The organism is Roseobacter sp. MH60115, assembly GCF_015644665.1.
In the GTDB taxonomy this organism is placed as follows: domain Bacteria; phylum Pseudomonadota; class Alphaproteobacteria; order Rhodobacterales; family Rhodobacteraceae; genus Roseobacter.
Window position 1 is genome coordinate 440,844 of the sequence record NZ_JADOBQ010000002.1, and the last position, 14,325, is coordinate 455,168.

At 60.4% G+C, this 14,325-nt stretch carries 15 protein-coding genes and 1 tRNA gene; 6 read left to right on the plus strand and 10 right to left on the minus strand.

Annotation, left to right across the window (positions count from 1 at the left end):
• Positions 1-4: 4 nt before the first annotated feature.
• The 7 genes from ISX84_RS07755 to ISX84_RS07785 form a co-directional block, all read right to left on the minus strand.
• Positions 5-655: a ferredoxin gene (locus ISX84_RS07755; RefSeq protein ID WP_195819767.1), complete on the minus strand. Its 651-nt coding sequence runs from the start codon at positions 653-655 to the stop codon at positions 5-7.
• Positions 652-1,446 carry a sterol desaturase family protein gene (locus ISX84_RS07760; protein WP_195819768.1) on the minus strand — a complete coding sequence of 265 codons (795 nt, stop codon included), beginning with the start codon at positions 1,444-1,446 and terminating at the stop codon, positions 652-654. The genes ISX84_RS07755 and ISX84_RS07760 overlap by 4 nt, the downstream gene beginning before the upstream one ends.
• A 57-nt stretch (positions 1,447-1,503) precedes the next feature.
• Positions 1,504-2,367, minus strand: coding sequence for an acetylglutamate kinase (gene argB, locus ISX84_RS07765; RefSeq protein ID WP_195819769.1), 864 nt, complete (start codon positions 2,365-2,367; stop codon positions 1,504-1,506).
• Between the two features lie 59 nt (positions 2,368-2,426).
• Entirely contained in the window at positions 2,427-3,080 is a 654-nt protein-coding gene (gene yihA / locus ISX84_RS07770; RefSeq protein ID WP_195819770.1) for a ribosome biogenesis GTP-binding protein YihA/YsxC, read from the minus strand.
• Positions 3,077-3,808: an MOSC domain-containing protein gene (locus ISX84_RS23450; protein WP_195819771.1), complete on the minus strand. Its 732-nt coding sequence runs from the start codon at positions 3,806-3,808 to the stop codon at positions 3,077-3,079. Before ISX84_RS23450 ends, yihA begins: the two co-directional genes overlap by 4 nt.
• A complete protein-coding gene (gene yidC / locus ISX84_RS07780) occupies positions 3,805-5,628 on the minus strand; it encodes a membrane protein insertase YidC (protein WP_195819772.1) in 1,824 nt (607 codons plus the stop codon). The genes ISX84_RS23450 and yidC overlap by 4 nt, the downstream gene beginning before the upstream one ends.
• A 157-nt stretch (positions 5,629-5,785) precedes the next feature.
• Positions 5,786-7,330, minus strand: coding sequence for a putative bifunctional diguanylate cyclase/phosphodiesterase (locus tag ISX84_RS07785; protein WP_195819773.1), 1,545 nt, complete (start codon positions 7,328-7,330; stop codon positions 5,786-5,788).
• 409 nt (positions 7,331-7,739) lie between these two features.
• Between ISX84_RS07785 and ttcA the strand changes: the two genes are divergently transcribed.
• Complete coding sequence (ttcA, locus tag ISX84_RS07790) at positions 7,740-8,642, plus strand: tRNA 2-thiocytidine(32) synthetase TtcA (protein WP_229884177.1); 903 nt, start codon at positions 7,740-7,742, stop codon at positions 8,640-8,642.
• 173 nt (positions 8,643-8,815) lie between these two features.
• The gene (locus ISX84_RS07795; RefSeq protein ID WP_195819774.1) at positions 8,816-9,346 is read left to right on the plus strand and encodes a DUF3833 domain-containing protein; all 531 of its coding nucleotides are present in this window, start codon (positions 8,816-8,818) and stop codon (positions 9,344-9,346) included.
• A gap of 8 nt (positions 9,347-9,354) precedes the next feature.
• On the opposite strand, the gene yidD is transcribed toward ISX84_RS07795, so the two are convergent.
• The 3 genes from yidD to rpmH are packed head-to-tail and all read right to left on the minus strand — an operon-like array spanning position 9,355 to position 10,167.
• On the minus strand, positions 9,355-9,597 hold the full coding sequence (yidD, locus tag ISX84_RS07800; protein ID WP_195819775.1) for a membrane protein insertion efficiency factor YidD: 243 nt from the start codon (positions 9,595-9,597) through the stop codon (positions 9,355-9,357).
• Entirely contained in the window at positions 9,594-10,007 is a 414-nt protein-coding gene (gene rnpA, locus ISX84_RS07805; RefSeq protein WP_195819776.1) for a ribonuclease P protein component, read from the minus strand. Before rnpA ends, yidD begins: the two co-directional genes overlap by 4 nt.
• Before the next feature lie 25 nt (positions 10,008-10,032).
• Positions 10,033-10,167: a 50S ribosomal protein L34 gene (gene rpmH, locus ISX84_RS07810; protein ID WP_037911188.1), complete on the minus strand. Its 135-nt coding sequence runs from the start codon at positions 10,165-10,167 to the stop codon at positions 10,033-10,035.
• Between the two features lie 311 nt (positions 10,168-10,478).
• Between rpmH and ISX84_RS07815 the strand changes: the two genes are divergently transcribed.
• The 4 genes from ISX84_RS07815 (at position 10,479) to ISX84_RS07830 (ending at position 14,286) form a co-directional block, all read left to right on the plus strand.
• The gene (locus ISX84_RS07815) at positions 10,479-11,222 is read left to right on the plus strand and encodes a TVP38/TMEM64 family protein (protein WP_195819777.1); all 744 of its coding nucleotides are present in this window, start codon (positions 10,479-10,481) and stop codon (positions 11,220-11,222) included.
• Positions 11,223-11,225: 3 nt separating this feature from the next.
• Positions 11,226-12,644 (plus strand): dihydrolipoyl dehydrogenase family protein, encoded by a 1,419-nt coding sequence (locus ISX84_RS07820; protein WP_195819778.1) that lies wholly within the window; start codon positions 11,226-11,228, stop codon positions 12,642-12,644.
• Positions 12,645-12,657: 13 nt separating this feature from the next.
• Positions 12,658-14,085 (plus strand): sensor histidine kinase, encoded by a 1,428-nt coding sequence (locus ISX84_RS07825; RefSeq protein WP_195820272.1) that lies wholly within the window; start codon positions 12,658-12,660, stop codon positions 14,083-14,085.
• A 124-nt stretch (positions 14,086-14,209) separates the two neighbouring features.
• Positions 14,210-14,286: transfer RNA gene (locus ISX84_RS07830), tRNA-Arg, on the plus strand.
• Positions 14,287-14,325: the final 39 nt, after the last annotated feature.

The following is a 14,325-nucleotide window of genomic DNA, read 5'->3' on the forward strand; positions in this document are numbered from 1 at the left end:
GGGGTCATCCTTTGAAGGCCGCCATATGGAAGGCCGATTGTGCCGGGGCGCGGCCAAAGCGCTGCGAAACGGGGCAAGCGCGCCGAACCCTGCACCCTTGCATCATGCAATCCTGGCCCCGGTCCGTTTCCAGATAGCTTTTGCATACCGGTACATCGTAGGCACGCGTGGCCGCAAGGGCGTCAACCGGACAGGCGGTTGTGCAGGGTTGATCGGAACAGCTGTCGCATGGGCTTGGTGCGACAGCGGCGGGGATGTCTAACACCGCGTCGATCCACAGCGCCCCGCGGATGGAGATCATCAGCCCGGCGTCGTCATGGATCATCATGCCGGTCGGGCTTTGAAAGAAGCGTCCCGTCTCCAACGACCAACGGATGAAGGGTGCGTAGGGGGGACCATCAGAGGGGAAAACCGCCGCGCCACCCAGTGTCTGTGCGATCTCTCCGATCACACGCTTTGACCACCGATCCAGCGGGTCCGGCCGGGTGTCGCGGTACTCCGCAGCGGACGTGAAATGTGCCCAGCACTTTTGGCCAGCTCCCAACAGCACCAGCGTTTCTCCGGCATCGTCGATGTCAGACCGTGTTCCATGTCTCGCACCCATGACAAAGAGCCCGAAGGGCGCTGCCAGTCTTGAGATATCCTCCAGGGTCATTTCCTGGCAAAGGGCAGGGCGATGGACCATCCGAACCGGCTGGGCCGGTCATCCTGCCACTCCAGCCCAACTTCCATGTCATCATGCCCGGCCGCTGGTTGCGCGATATAGGTGCCGAACATCTGGTCCCAGATTGACAGAGCAAAGCCATAGTTGCTGTCGTGCTCGGAACGATGCACGGAATGATGCACCCGGTGCATATCCGGCGTGACCAGCAGGCGCCGCACCATCGCATCAAGCCAGAGCGGCAGCCGGATATTGGCATGGTTGAACATCGCCGTGCCGTTCAGCAGGATCTCGAAAAGGATGACGGCAATGGCTGCCGGACCTAGCAGGTAGACCAGCCCGATTTTCAACACCATGGAGAGGGCAATCTCCACCGGGTGAAACCGGATTGCCGTGGTGACATCCATATCCACATCCGCATGGTGCACGCGGTGCAAGCGCCACAAGATCGGCACCTTATGGGTGATCAGATGCTGCAGCCAGATTGCAAAATCGAGCACCAGAATGGCGATGCCGATCTCCAACCAGCCCGGCCAGCCAAGCGCATTGAACAGACCCCAGCCCTGCGCCTGCGCATCCAGGGCAGCCCCGACGGCAAGCAGCGGCATCGCAAAAGCCATCGCCCGCAGGGTCAGCGTGTTGGCGATGGTGATGCCCCAGTTCGTGGTCCAGCGCCGACGCCTTGTCTGGCTTCGGACACGCCGCGGTGCCAGTGCCTCAAGCGTGGCCAGAACGGCGAAGAGGCCCAGAAAGATGCTCAGGCGGATGACAACTTCGTTTTCCATGGCACACATGTACTGCAGCGCACGGTCCAGACCAAGCGACAGCTTGACACATCTGCGTTAGCCCGCGCGGATGATCGACCCCGCGCCATGCTCGGTAAAAAGCTCCAGCAGGCAGGCATTGGGCGCACGCCCATCGAGGATGACCGCCGCCCGGACGCCGCCCTCGATGGCTTCCAATGCGGTCTCCGTCTTGGGGATCATGCCGCCGGCGATGGTACCGGCGCTGGTCATCTCGCGGATCTGGTCGGCGCTGAGCTCGGTCACCACCTCGCCGCTTTCGTTTTTCACGCCTGCGACATCGGTGAGCAGCAAGAGCCGGTCGGCCTTGAGTGCGGCGGCCACGGCGCCCGCCGCCGTATCGCCGTTGATGTTGAAGGTTTCGCCCTCCCGACCCATGCCAAGCGGCGCGATGACCGGGATGTATTCCTTTTCCGTCAGATCGCGCAGCAGCCTTGGATTGACCTCTTGCGGCGCGCCGACAAACCCTAAATCCGGGTCCGCCTGCGTGCAGGTGATCATTCCCGCATCCTTGCCCGACAGCCCCACGGCGCGCCCGCCCTGACGGTTAATCGCCTGCACGATTCGCTTGTTCACGAGACCGGCGAGCACCATTTCCACCACGTCCATGGTGGCCGCATCTGTGACCCGCTTGCCGTTCACGAAGTCCGATTTGATCTGGAGCTTTTCCAGCATCGCATTGATCATCGGCCCGCCGCCATGCACGATCACCGGGTTCACGCCGACCTGCCGCATCAAGACGACGTCACGCGCAAACTCTTCCATCGCGGCATCGCTGCCCATGGCGTGACCACCGAGTTTGATCACCACCGTCGCATTGGCATAGCGCTGCAGGTACGGCAGGGCCTTGTTGAGGGTGCTTGCGGTTGCGATCCAGTCACGGTTCATGTCTTGGGTCTTCATCTTTGGGCCATCCGTTGCGGCGTTATGATCGCGTGCCCGCCGTCGCGCAAGGGGCCCGTCTACTCGAGTGTCGCGATGATAGATCGCAAAGTCGGGATGCCCCAGCCCTTTTCGCTGGAGGTCACGATGATCTCCGGGTAGGCGGCGGGATGTTTGGTCAATGCGGCACGCACTTGATCCAGGACCTTGGCGCGTTCCGCTTCCTTCACCTTGTCGGCTTTCGTCAGGACCACCTGAAAGGTGACTGCGGCACTGTCGAGCAGGCTCAGGATCTCATCGTCCACTTTCTTGACGCCGTGGCGCGCGTCGATCAGCACGAAGGCACGGCGCAGGGTCTGACGCCCTGACAGGTATTGCTTCAACAGCCGTTGCCATTTCTCGACAACCGGCACCGGCGCATTGGCGAAACCGTAGCCCGGCAGATCGACCAGATAGTGCTGTTCACCGGCGGTGAAAAAGTTGATCTCCTGCGTGCGGCCCGGCGTGTTCGAAGCGCGTGCCAATCCCTTGCGCCCGGTCAGCGCATTGATCAGCGAGGATTTCCCGACGTTGGAACGCCCGGCAAAACACACCTCCAGCCGGTCAGGCTCCGGCAGGCCAGACATCGCAACCACGCCCTTGACGAATTCAGTGTCACCCGCGAACAGCAACCGCCCGGTCTCAAATGCCTGCGGATCCGGTTCTTCGGCAATGGGAAAGGGCAGGGCACTCATGTCAGGGCGTCACCGATACTGGCGGATCCTGCTTTGCTCACCTTGAAATAGACACCGAAATCCCGTGTATTCCACCCGTCTTCCAGCAACCGCAGCATGCCCAGATCACGGCTGCCTGTCACCGGGTTCGCGTCCGGTGCGCGGCATCGTTCGATAGGTTCCACCGGGCTGAGCGTTGCGGTGCCCAGCGTGATGTCGGACTTCAGCAGATCGATCTCTTCCCAGGGCGCAAGGCCGTCGAGCCAGAGGTTGATCCGAAAACGGCGCATATCGACATCCATCCCGGCCTTTTGGCTAAGCGCACGCAACGAGGCCAGATTGCCGATGGAAACGGAGGCGTAGGATACATCGGTCATGCCCTGAGCCGGTGCATTAACCAGCCGGGCGGGGCCGGGGCGATTGTCTGGCCATAGATCACCGATCCAGTCTGCCAGCACGCCCGTGCCGCTTGCCGGGCTGAAGTCCAGCGGTGCGCGATCCGGATGTGTCAGCCGCACGCCACCGGGTGTTTCTACGGCAGTGATGGCCGACAGCCGCGGACCGGAGGCAACCTGCAGAAAGTTGCGACGGGGTTGCCACTCGTCCGTGTCCTCTGCTTCCGCATTCAGCAAAGCCCAGGCACGATCCCCCACAACTGCTTGTTCAGGGTCGAGATCGACCCGCTCCACCGCCTCGCTGCCAAGACCCTTGAGGGGGTGTCGCCAGATATGGGCGAGCTTTGCCGTCACTTGTCAGCGTCCTCGGCAGCTTTGCGTTTGAAACTGCTCTTGATGTTGCCGAAGACGTCAGGCGAATACCCTTGGCTGCGCATGATCAGGTATTGCTGCGTGAAGGTGATCGTGTTGTTGGCAATCCAGTAGACCACAAGACCGCTGGCAAAACTGCCCAGCATGAACATGAAGACCCAGGGCATCCAGGCAAAGATCATCTGTTGCGTCGGGTCCGTGGGTGCGGGGTTCAGTTTTTGCTGCAGCCACATGGAAATACCGAGCAGCAGAGGCAGGATGCCGATGAAGATCAGCGCCATGATCGAGGTCGGTTCGGGGCCCGCGAAAGGCAGAAGGCCAAAGAGGTTCATGATAGAGGTGGGATCGGGGGCGCTGAGGTCCTGGAACGGGCCGAAGAAGGGCGCGTGCCGCAGCTCGATCGTGACAAAGATCACCTTGTAGAGCGAGAAGAAAATCGGGATCTGCAAGAGGATGGGCAGACAGCCCGCGGCGGGGTTCACCTTTTCGCGCTTGTAGAGCTCCATCATGCCCTGTTGCATCTTCTGGCGGTCGTCGCCCGCTTCTTCCTTGAGCTTTTCCACCTGCGGCTGAAGCTCTTTCATCTTCGCCATCGAGACGTAGGACTTGTAGGCTAGCGGGAAGAGGATCGCCTTGATGATCAGGGTCAGGCCGATAATCGCCCACCCCATGTTGCCGATCAGCTTGTTAAGTTCGTGCAGCAGCCAGAAGATCGGCTTGGTCAGGAAGAAGAACCAGCCCCAGTCGATGCTGTCGATGAAGCCTTCGACGCCCGCGGTCTGGTAGTTGCGGATGGTTTCCCATTCCTTGGCGCCCGCGAACAGCTGGCTGGTCACAGTGACGGAGGTGCCGGGGGCCACGGTTTGGGTCGGCTGCACGGTTTCCGCCTGATAGATGTCGCGACGCTCATCGTATTTGGCGACCGACTTGAAGGCGCTGCCCGGCGCGGGGATCAGCGTGGACATCCAGAAGTGGTCGGTGAACCCGATCCAGCCGTTCTGGGCAACCTGTGTGATCTCGGCGCGCGCGCCTTCACGGGGCGCGAATTCGAAATCGGGCATGTCCGACCAGTCGGTTTCGGTCAACTCGCCATCGGCCATTGCCACGACGCCTTCGTGCAGGATGAAGAAGTTTTTCAGATCCGAGGGTTCGCCATGCCGGGCGAGCACGCCGTAGGGGGCCATGCTGACGGGCCCTGCGCCGGTGTTGGCGACGGATTGCGTGACCGTGAACAGGTAGTCGGCATCAATGGCAATTGTGCGCGTGAAGAGCTGACCGGCGCCGTTGTCCCATGTCAACGTAATCGGGTTGTCGACGGTCAAGGTTTCACCGCTGGCCAGCGTCCAGAGTGTATTGGGCCCCGGCACCGAAGAGGGATCCATTCCGGCACCCGGCGCCCAGCCATAAAGCGCATAATAAGCGTCGACTGTGCCCACAGGAGAGAGCATCTTGACGATTTCAGCGCCTTCTTCCTGCGTGACGCGGTAGTCATTGAGCGACAGATCGTCGATCCGCCCGCCAAGCAGGGACACCGATCCGCTGACCCGGTCTGTGAGGACAGGAATACGCGGTGCGTCAGCCAGGGCATCCTCACGCGTTTCCGTTTCAGGTGCCGCCTGCGTGTCAGCCGTCGAAGAGGGGACGGTCGCGATGGCAGGGCTGTCTGACCCGGTCGATTCTGCTGCCGGAACGCTTTCGAGCGGAATGTCCGGTTCAGGGGGCGGGAACAGGATAAACCAGACCAGGATCACGAGGAAACTGAGTGCTGTTGCAAGAATAAGGTTCTTGTTTTGATCGTCCATCTGGGACAGCCACCTGATCTGTTTGTATCAGCGTGGGTTCAACAGAGTGCAGACCCAAAGGTCAAGCGGATTCGGGGTTTTTGGGCTGTTTTCACTCAGGTGGACGTGACCGGGACGTGCATACCAGGGGCCACCCTGGCGGCGTCCGATTTTGCGGTCAGTTGGCGCGATTTCCCAAGATGCGCGGAACGTCCTGCAGCTTTGTGTTGTGGCTTGCCACCCATGCAACTGTTTCGTCAAAGGGCATCGGTTTGCCAATCCCGAACCCTTGCACATGATTGCACCCAAGCTGCGCAAGCAACGCGTGTTCGCCGACTGTCTCGACGCCTTCGGCCAGTGTTTCGACGCCCAGACGCTCCGCCATGGTCAGGATGGCGCTGATCATACGCTGCTGTTCGGGGTCCCGGTCGGCCTTCATCACGAAGGACCGGTCAATTTTAATCCTGCTGACCGAGAAGCGACGGATAGAGGCAATGGAGGCATGGCCCGTGCCAAAGTCATCAAGATCTATGCGGCAGCCCAGCTCGCCCAACCCGTTGATGTTGCGCGCAATGATATCATCGGGTGCGTTCGAGACGACGGTTTCCAGAACTTCGACAGCCAACCGTTCTGGGGTCAGGTCGAAGCGGTCAAGCTCCCATTTCACCTTGTCGATCAGTCGCGGGTTCCGCAATTCCGGACCGGCAAAATTCACACCGATTTGCGGCACTGACGCCCCTGCTTCATCCCAGGCTTTCATCGCTGTAAAGGCGTGGTACATCATGACCTCCGCCAGCCGTTCGAGCATGTCGGCCTGTTCGATCGCGGGCAGGAAATCGGCCGGCGAGATCATCCCACGTTGAGGGTGTTCCCAGCGCGCCAGTGCTTCAAAACCTGTTACGAGACCTGTATCGGTCGAAATCTGGGGCTGAAACCAGGGCTTGATGTCCCCACTTTCCAGCGCGTTGGCGACCTCATGACGCAGTTCCGCACGCGTTTCCGTCCTATGCTTCATCTCGTCGGAATAGGCGCGTATCGCATTCGGGCCGTGGGCTTGTGCCTCCCGGAGAGCGGTGCGGGCCGCTTCGATCCAGGCGCGGGGGGACTTGTTGATCACCCGCGTATGCTGGCAGAACCCGACGGATGTGGTGATGTAGACCGTTGTGCCATCTATCGAGATCGGTTCTTCCAGCGCAGTTTGCAGCCGCCCCGCCAACTGGATGCAGAGTTCAAGGTCAAGCTGTTTCACCGGTTTCAGACAGGCGGTGAACTTGAAGTCCCCGGTGCGTGCAATCGCGTCGCCGTCGCGTAGCACCGCCGCCATGCGTTCCCCTGTGCGCGTGACGATCAGGTCCGTGGCAGCTTGACCATATCGATCAACGATACCGTCCGTTTCATCGATCTCGACCTTAAAGATTGCCGAGAAAAGAGAGGTCTCGCGTGTTTGTTTGAAAACACTTGCCACGGTGGCCTCGAATGCTTTCCGGTCCTGTAAGGGGGAGCGACTGGAGGTGTTCGCCCCGCGATTGGAGGCGTCATTTCCGCCGATGAGAACATAGACCAGCGGCATCAGGACAGCGACGGCGATGAGGGCGGTGTCGCCGCCGAGCCAGTAAATGCCCAAGGAAACCGCCGGCAGACAGGCCAGGGCAAGGGGCCGCGTCAGAACCCCGGCGATCTTGTTGCGCACCCTTGCAGCTTTATCGGCGAAGACCCCTGCCATGTTGCGTACCTTTCAGAGCCGTGCACAAAGCACTTTGCGCAGCAAGATATGCTGGTACCAATGACCTCCTCGTTAACAAACCTGCCGTGAATAGGCCGGGATTGCCTAAAATTTTCCCAAATTCCGGGTCTTGATATCGACCCTGAACGGCCAGGAATTAACGACATGAAAAGGCTTGCGCTTTTCGAACGTGGCGCAGGGCTGGCCCCACCAGCAGCCCTGCATGCACCTGCTTGCCCACCCGTGCCACATGTCGCTTTGATTGCGGAAATGAGCGCCGGGGAGGGGTGCCCAGTGCTTTGATACATTGGTCGCACGATCAAACAGCTGACAGAGAAAACGAGACGCGATGTCTTTGAAACCGCCTGGCCTCTTTTCGTGGCCAAGGCTTTGCCCTATGCACTCAGCCATGTCCGATGAGCTCAATGATATACACCCCCTCTTTCACGGCGCACCGCAGACGACGGAATTCCGCAAGCTGCGCAAGCGGATCGTGCGGTACACTCGCGAAGCGGTCGACCAGTACGGCATGGTGCAAGGGCGCAATCCGCGCTGGCTTGTCTGCCTGTCGGGTGGCAAGGACAGCTATACGCTGTTGGCGATGCTCTATGAGCTGAAATGGCGCGGTCTTCTGCCGGTCGAGTTGCTGGCCTGTAACCTCGATCAGGGGCAACCCGGTTTCCCCGCGACCGTTCTGCCCGAGTTTCTGGAGCGGACGGGCGTGCCGCACCGGATCGAGTATCAGGACACCTACTCCATTGTGATGGACAAGGTGCCGCAGGGAAGGACGTATTGCGCGCTGTGTTCCCGGCTCCGGCGGGGCAACCTGTACCGCATCGCGCGGGAGGAGGGCTGCACCGCCGTTGTGCTTGGTCATCACCGGGACGATATGCTGGAGACCTTCCTAATGAACCTCTTTCATGGGGGACGGCTCGCGACGATGCCGCCGAAGCTGGTGAATGAAGAGGGCGATCTTTTTGTCCTCCGCCCGCTGGCGCATGTCGCGGAGCAGGATTGCGAGCGGTTCGCGCGGGCCATGGATTATCCGATCATTCCCTGCGATCTGTGCGGCAGCCAGGACGGGCTGAAGCGCCAGCAGGTCAAGCAGATCCTCGACGGCTGGGAGAAGAACAGCCCCGGACGCAGGCAGGTGATGTTCCGGGCGCTGATGAACGCGCGTCCGTCGCATCTGCTTGACCCCAAGCTGTGGGACTTTGCGGGGCTTGCCCTGAACAGTCGGGCTGCGTCCGAAAGCGCGCCAGTGCTGGATCTGTCAAAGCGCAAAGTCGATGACGAGGTTGCGGACAGCTGATCCCCATGCAGTTTGAAGGCGATGGGCGCTGCCCGTCAGCCGCGGGCCTTGGGGACACTGCGCAGCCGCTGTCTCCCCACCCCGGTCGTGAGATGGCCATGCCGTCATGTCCATACTCGGGTTGAACCAAAAGCGCCTGCTGAACGTACTTCCTTGCAGTTAAGGAGGTTCTCATGCTTCGATTTCTGATCGCCATTGCTTGTACGGCCCTGCTGTCTGCCTGTGTCGGCAAGCCTGCTCTGGAGGATGATGCGCTGTCCGCTCGGCAGTTGAACCTTGAAGAGTTTTTTGACGGGCGTGTCGTTGCATACGGCCAATTTCAGGATGTCTTTGGCACCGTTCGCCGCCGTTTCGACGTCGAAATAGAGGGCACCTGGGACGGTGAGACGCTGAAACTGGTTGAGGATTTCTTGTACGAAGACGGTAGCACGGAACAGCGGGTCTGGAGCTTGCAGACGACCGGACCGGAGACATGGCGCGGCACCGCTCCGGGGGTGATTGGCGAAGCGACGGGCGAAGAGCGGGGCGATACCTTCAACTGGCAATACACCATCGACCTGCCGGTCCCGGATGGCACGCTGCGAGTGCGTTTCGATGACTGGATGTGGTTGCTGAGCGATACGCGCATCCTCAACCGCGCCTATATGAAACGCTATGGTGTTGATATTGGCGAGGTCATCATCACCTTTGAAAAGCAGCCCTGATCCACAGGTTACTGGGTATCTTCCTGTTTCGGGGGCGGTACCGGGTCATATCCGCTGGCGCCCCACGGATGACACCGGGCAAGACGTCGCAACGTGAGCCAACCGCCTTGCCACGCACCGTGCCGTTCAAGACATTCCAAAGCGTAGGCGCTGCACGTTGGTTGGTAGCGGCAGTTGTGCCCGACCCAGGGGCTGAAAAGCAGACGATAGGCGCGTATGGGAAGCGCCATGAGCCGCGCCAAGGGTGTCATGTGACCTGACCATGCAACTTGCGCAGCGCGGTTTCGAGATCCGCCTGCAATTGCTCGAAGGGCAGGGTGGCGGTGTGATCGCGTCGCCCGATCAACACATAGTCCATGCCGTCGCGGCCCTGACGTGCCAGCACAAGCCGCGCCGCTTCGCGCAGCCGACGTTTGGCGCGGTTTCGTGCCACGGCGTTGCCAACCTTCTTGGAGCAGGTGTACCCGACCCGTACGCCTTGCGCGTCCCCGTCAGGACGTTTGCGCATCTGCAGGATAAAGCCCGGCATCGCAACCCGCCTGGCCCGCGCGGCCCGTTGGAAGTCCGCGCGTTTCTTAAGCGTCTCCAGACGTAAAGAAACCGCCGGAAGCGTCTCTCCGGAGGCAGATGTGCCCGGCGGAGAAGCTTGCGGCGGTGTCATGTTCCCGACCTTGTCCGTGGCGCGATCAGGCGCTCAGCGATTTCCGGCCCTGGGCGCGGCGCGCATTGATGATCTTGCGACCGGCTTTGGTGGCCATACGCGCGCGGAAACCGTGGCGCCGCTTGCGCACGAGGTTGGAAGGTTGATAGGTGCGTTTCATCGCTCCGTCTCCATGTCTGCTGCCGGGTGACGCGGAATCGCGCGGCCCTCCGGTGTCACTCGAAGCCCGTGCTCTAAAGCGCTCTGGGCCCCAAGTCAAACCCCGAAGGCGGGAATATTGCCGCAGATTGCAATAATTTCGGATCCCGCGGGGTAAGGGGGTATCAACTTGTTTCAAATAGAGCCGTTTCACGGGGTTAGAGCGGCCAGGCCGTCACAGCTGATCAAGCGCCCGTGATGGCCCTATCGCTGCGCGCCATAAGCCGTCATCTAGCAATTGAATTGAAACAGGCGCTCTGAGAGGACAGTGTAATGTCAGATATGACGGACGATCCCAAATCCGGCTCCAAATCGGGGCTGATGCGCAACCTGCCCCTGATCGTGATCCTTGGCGTTGCCGTAGTCGGGGCTTTCACACTGAGAGATTATATCAGTTTTGATGCCTTGCGCGACAACCGCGAGGCGCTGATTGCCTTTCGCGACAGTCACTTTCTGCTGACGACCCTGAGCTTTCTCGCCGCCTATATCTTGATCGTGGCGTTTTCGCTTCCAGGGGCATCGGCCGCGACGCTCACCGGCGGGTTTCTCTTTGGCACCTTCGGTGGTTCCGCGCTGAGCGTGACGGCCGCAACGCTGGGGGCAACGATAATCTTCCTCGCCGCGCGCTACGGATTGGGTGAAAAGCTCAAGGCCCACATTGATGCGTCAGAAGGCAAGGTGCGCAAGATCAAGGAAGGTCTCGACGAAAATCAATGGTCGATGCTGTTCCTGCTGCGTCTGGTGCCTGTGGTGCCCTTCTTTGTCGCCAATCTGGTGCCGGCGCTGCTGGCTGTGCCGCTGCACCGCTACGTGATCTCTACGTTCCTCGGGATCATTCCGGGGTCGCTGGTCTACTCTTCGGTTGGTGCCGGGTTGGGCGCGGTCTTCGAGCGCGGGGAAAGCCCCAACCTCGGCGTCATCTTCGAGCCGCACATCCTGCTGCCCATTCTGGGGCTGTGCCTGTTGTCGCTGCTGCCCGTTGTGATCAAGGCCGTGACCGGCAAGAAAGATCTCTGACATATGAACCGTATCAAGACAGATATCCTGATCATTGGCGCAGGCTCCGGTGGGCTTTCGGTTGCTGCCGGTGCCGTGCAGATGGGCGCTGACGTGGTCCTGCTGGAAGGTCACAAGATGGGGGGCGATTGCCTCAACTATGGCTGTGTGCCGTCCAAAGCGCTGATTGCCAGCGGCAAGGCCGCCTATGCGCAGCGCCACGCCGAACAATATGGGGTCGCGAACGCGCGCGGTACGGCAGACTATGCAGCGGCCAAGGATCACGTGGCCGACGTGATTGCACAGATCGAACCCGTGGACAGCCAGGAGCGTTTCGAGGGGCTGGGTGTCAAGGTCATACGGGAATTCGGGCATTTTATCTCCTCCAACGAAGTGCAGGCGGGCGACACGGTGATCACGGCGCGGCGTATCGTGATTGCGACCGGGTCCTCGCCGCTGGTGCCGCCGATCTCCGGCTTGGAAAATGTGCCATATGAGACCAACGAGACGCTGTTTGACCTGCGCGAGCCGCCCGAACACCTGCTGATCATCGGCGGTGGTCCGATCGGGATGGAAATGGCGCAGGCTCACGTGCGCCTGGGCAGCAAGGTCACTGTGATCGAAGGCGCCAAGGCGCTTGGAAAAGACGACCCTGAACTGGCAGCGGTGGTGCTGAACAGCCTGCGCGACGAAGGTGTCGTGATCGAAGAAGACGCGAAAGCCGCCGAAATCAGGGGCAAACCCGGCGCCATCGAGGTGGTGACGAACGACGGTCGCCAGATCAAGGGAACCCATCTGCTGATGGCGGTGGGGCGCAAGACCAATACCGAAAAGCTGAATCTCGACGCGGCGGGTATAAAGACCACAAAAACCGGCGTGAAGGTGGATGCCAGCCTGCGCACAGCCAACCGCAAGGTCTATGCCATCGGGGACGCGGCAGGCGGTCTGCAGTTCACCCATGTCGCGGGGTATCACGCAGGGGTCATCATCCGTTCGATGCTGTTTGCCTTGCCCTCCAAGGCCAAGACGGCGCATATCCCCTGGGCCACCTATACCGATCCCGAACTGGCGCAGGTCGGCATGACCGAGGCTGAAGCCAAGAAGGCGCACGGCAGCAATTTGGAGGTCGTGCGCTTTCACTACGATCACAACGATCGGGCGATTGCCGAGCGCAAGACCAAGGGGTTCATCAAGGTGATGGTGGCCAAGGGGCGCCCGGTGGGGGCATCCATCGTCGGATATCAGGCGGGCGAGCTGATCAACCTCTGGGCCCTTGCCCTGGCCAATGGCATGAAGATGAGCCAGATCGCCGCGATGGTCGCGCCTTATCCCACAATCGGAGAGATCAACAAGCGCGCCGCAGGGGCCTATTTTAGCCCGCGGCTCTTTGACAGCCCCATGGTCAAACGGATTGTAGGGCTTGTTCAACGCCTCGTGCCGTGAAACGCTGACGCCCATGTTCAATTCGCTCTCAGGACGTCTGGTTATCTTGACCACCATCTTCGTGATGTTGGCCGAGGTCCTGATCTTCGTGCCGTCGATTGCGCGGTTCCGCGAAGACTACCTGATGAACCGGCTGGAACGGGCGCAGATTGCATCATTGGCTCTGTTGGCCGATGATATGATTGACCGCGAACTGGAGGCTGAGCTGCTGGAGAACGCGGGCGTCTTCAACGTGGTGCTGCGCCGTGATCAGGTGCGGCAACTCATGCTCGCCTCGCAATTGCCGCAACCGATCTCACAGACCTTTGACATGCGAGAGGATGGGGCCGCCGTTCTGATCCGCGATGCATTGACCCGCTTTGTTTCCCCCGAGAACGAGGTCATCCGGGTGATCGGCGCGCCGGTTCGCGACGCCGGGCTGCTGATCGAGATCACGATGGAAACCACCCCCCTGCGGGATGCGATGATCGACTACGGTATTCGTATTCTGATCCTCTCTGCAGTGATTTCGATCTTCACGGCATTCTTGCTGTTTATTGCCATGCGTGCCTTGCTGCTCAAGCCCATCAAGGGTGTGGTCGGGCACATGCAGAACTATGCGGAAGCCCCGGAGGATGCACGCCGGATCATTACGCCCTCGGCGAGCGTGACCGAACTGCGCGAGGCAGAAGAAGCGTTGCAAAAGCTGGAAACCGATTTGACCCAGGCCCTGCGGCAGAAAGACCGGCTGGCGCAACTGGGCAGTGCTGTCAGCAAGATCAGTCACGATCTGCGTAATATCCTTACCTCCGCACAGCTTTTCACCGACCGGATCGAAATGAGTGAAGACCCGACGGTCAAACGCATGGCTCCGAAGCTGGTCAGCAGTATCACACGGGCCGTGCATCTCTGCGAAAGCACGCTGGCCTTCGGCAAAGCCGAAGAACCAAGCCCCACATTGACCATGCTGCCTCTGGCGGATCTGGTCGAAGAGGTGATCGACAGTGAACGGCTCGCCGTGGGCGACGCTGATGTCAGTTTCGCCTGTGCCGTGCCTTTCGGAATGATGGTGCGCGCCGATCCGGAACAGCTGTACCGTGTTCTGGCTAATCTCATCCGCAACGCCCGTCAGGCCTTGGTGTCAACAGGCACGGCTGGAGAGATCAGCGTGGATGCGCGCGAAGATGACGAGGCCTGGTGGGTTGATGTCACCGACACGGGGCCGGGATTGCCCGCAAAGGCGCAAGAGCACCTCTTTACGCCGTTTCAGGGGGGCGCCCGTAAAGGTGGCTCGGGTCTTGGCCTTGCGATTTCTGCGGAATTGATCCGCGGGCACGGCGGGACACTGGAGCTTGCCAGAACCGGACAGGATGGCACCTGTTTCACGATTTGCCTGCCGAAAGGCGATGGGACGATGACGTCAAATGGCAAGGTTGCGGCGCGGTCGGAAGTCGTCGTTTAAAGCGGCCGGAATGGTGTACATTTGTAAAGACCGGCAACGTCCAGAGCCATAACCTGACGTGAACGAAATTTTCCGCCGATTTGGCTTGCATAAACCTGCCCACAGCACTAAACCGCGCGACAGTGGACCGATAGCTCAGCTGGATAGAGTACTTGACTACGAATCAAGGGGTCGGGGGTTCGAATCCTCCTCGGTCCGCCACTTCAAAAAATTGTTCAATAAAAACATTGGTTTAAGACC

Coding starts and splice junctions, on each gene's coding strand:
- argB (WP_195819769.1), bottom strand. CDS start 2,367: ATGAAGACCCAAGACATGAACCGTGACTGGATCGCAACCGCAAGCACC.
- ttcA (WP_229884177.1), top strand. CDS start 7,740: ATGTCCGATGAGCTCAATGATATACACCCCCTCTTTCACGGCGCACCG.
- yidD (WP_195819775.1), bottom strand. CDS start 9,597: ATGACACCCTTGGCGCGGCTCATGGCGCTTCCCATACGCGCCTATCGT.
- ISX84_RS07815 (WP_195819777.1), top strand. CDS start 10,479: ATGTCAGATATGACGGACGATCCCAAATCCGGCTCCAAATCGGGGCTG.
- rnpA (WP_195819776.1), bottom strand. CDS start 10,007: ATGACACCGCCGCAAGCTTCTCCGCCGGGCACATCTGCCTCCGGAGAG.
- ISX84_RS07795 (WP_195819774.1), top strand. CDS start 8,816: ATGCTTCGATTTCTGATCGCCATTGCTTGTACGGCCCTGCTGTCTGCC.
- ISX84_RS07755 (WP_195819767.1), bottom strand. CDS start 655: ATGACCCTGGAGGATATCTCAAGACTGGCAGCGCCCTTCGGGCTCTTT.
- ISX84_RS07785 (WP_195819773.1), bottom strand. CDS start 7,330: ATGGCAGGGGTCTTCGCCGATAAAGCTGCAAGGGTGCGCAACAAGATC.
- rpmH (WP_037911188.1), bottom strand. CDS start 10,167: ATGAAACGCACCTATCAACCTTCCAACCTCGTGCGCAAGCGGCGCCAC.
- ISX84_RS07820 (WP_195819778.1), top strand. CDS start 11,226: ATGAACCGTATCAAGACAGATATCCTGATCATTGGCGCAGGCTCCGGT.
- ISX84_RS07825 (WP_195820272.1), top strand. CDS start 12,658: ATGTTCAATTCGCTCTCAGGACGTCTGGTTATCTTGACCACCATCTTC.
- yihA (WP_195819770.1), bottom strand. CDS start 3,080: ATGAGTGCCCTGCCCTTTCCCATTGCCGAAGAACCGGATCCGCAGGCA.
- ISX84_RS07760 (WP_195819768.1), bottom strand. CDS start 1,446: ATGGAAAACGAAGTTGTCATCCGCCTGAGCATCTTTCTGGGCCTCTTC.
- yidC (WP_195819772.1), bottom strand. CDS start 5,628: ATGGACGATCAAAACAAGAACCTTATTCTTGCAACAGCACTCAGTTTC.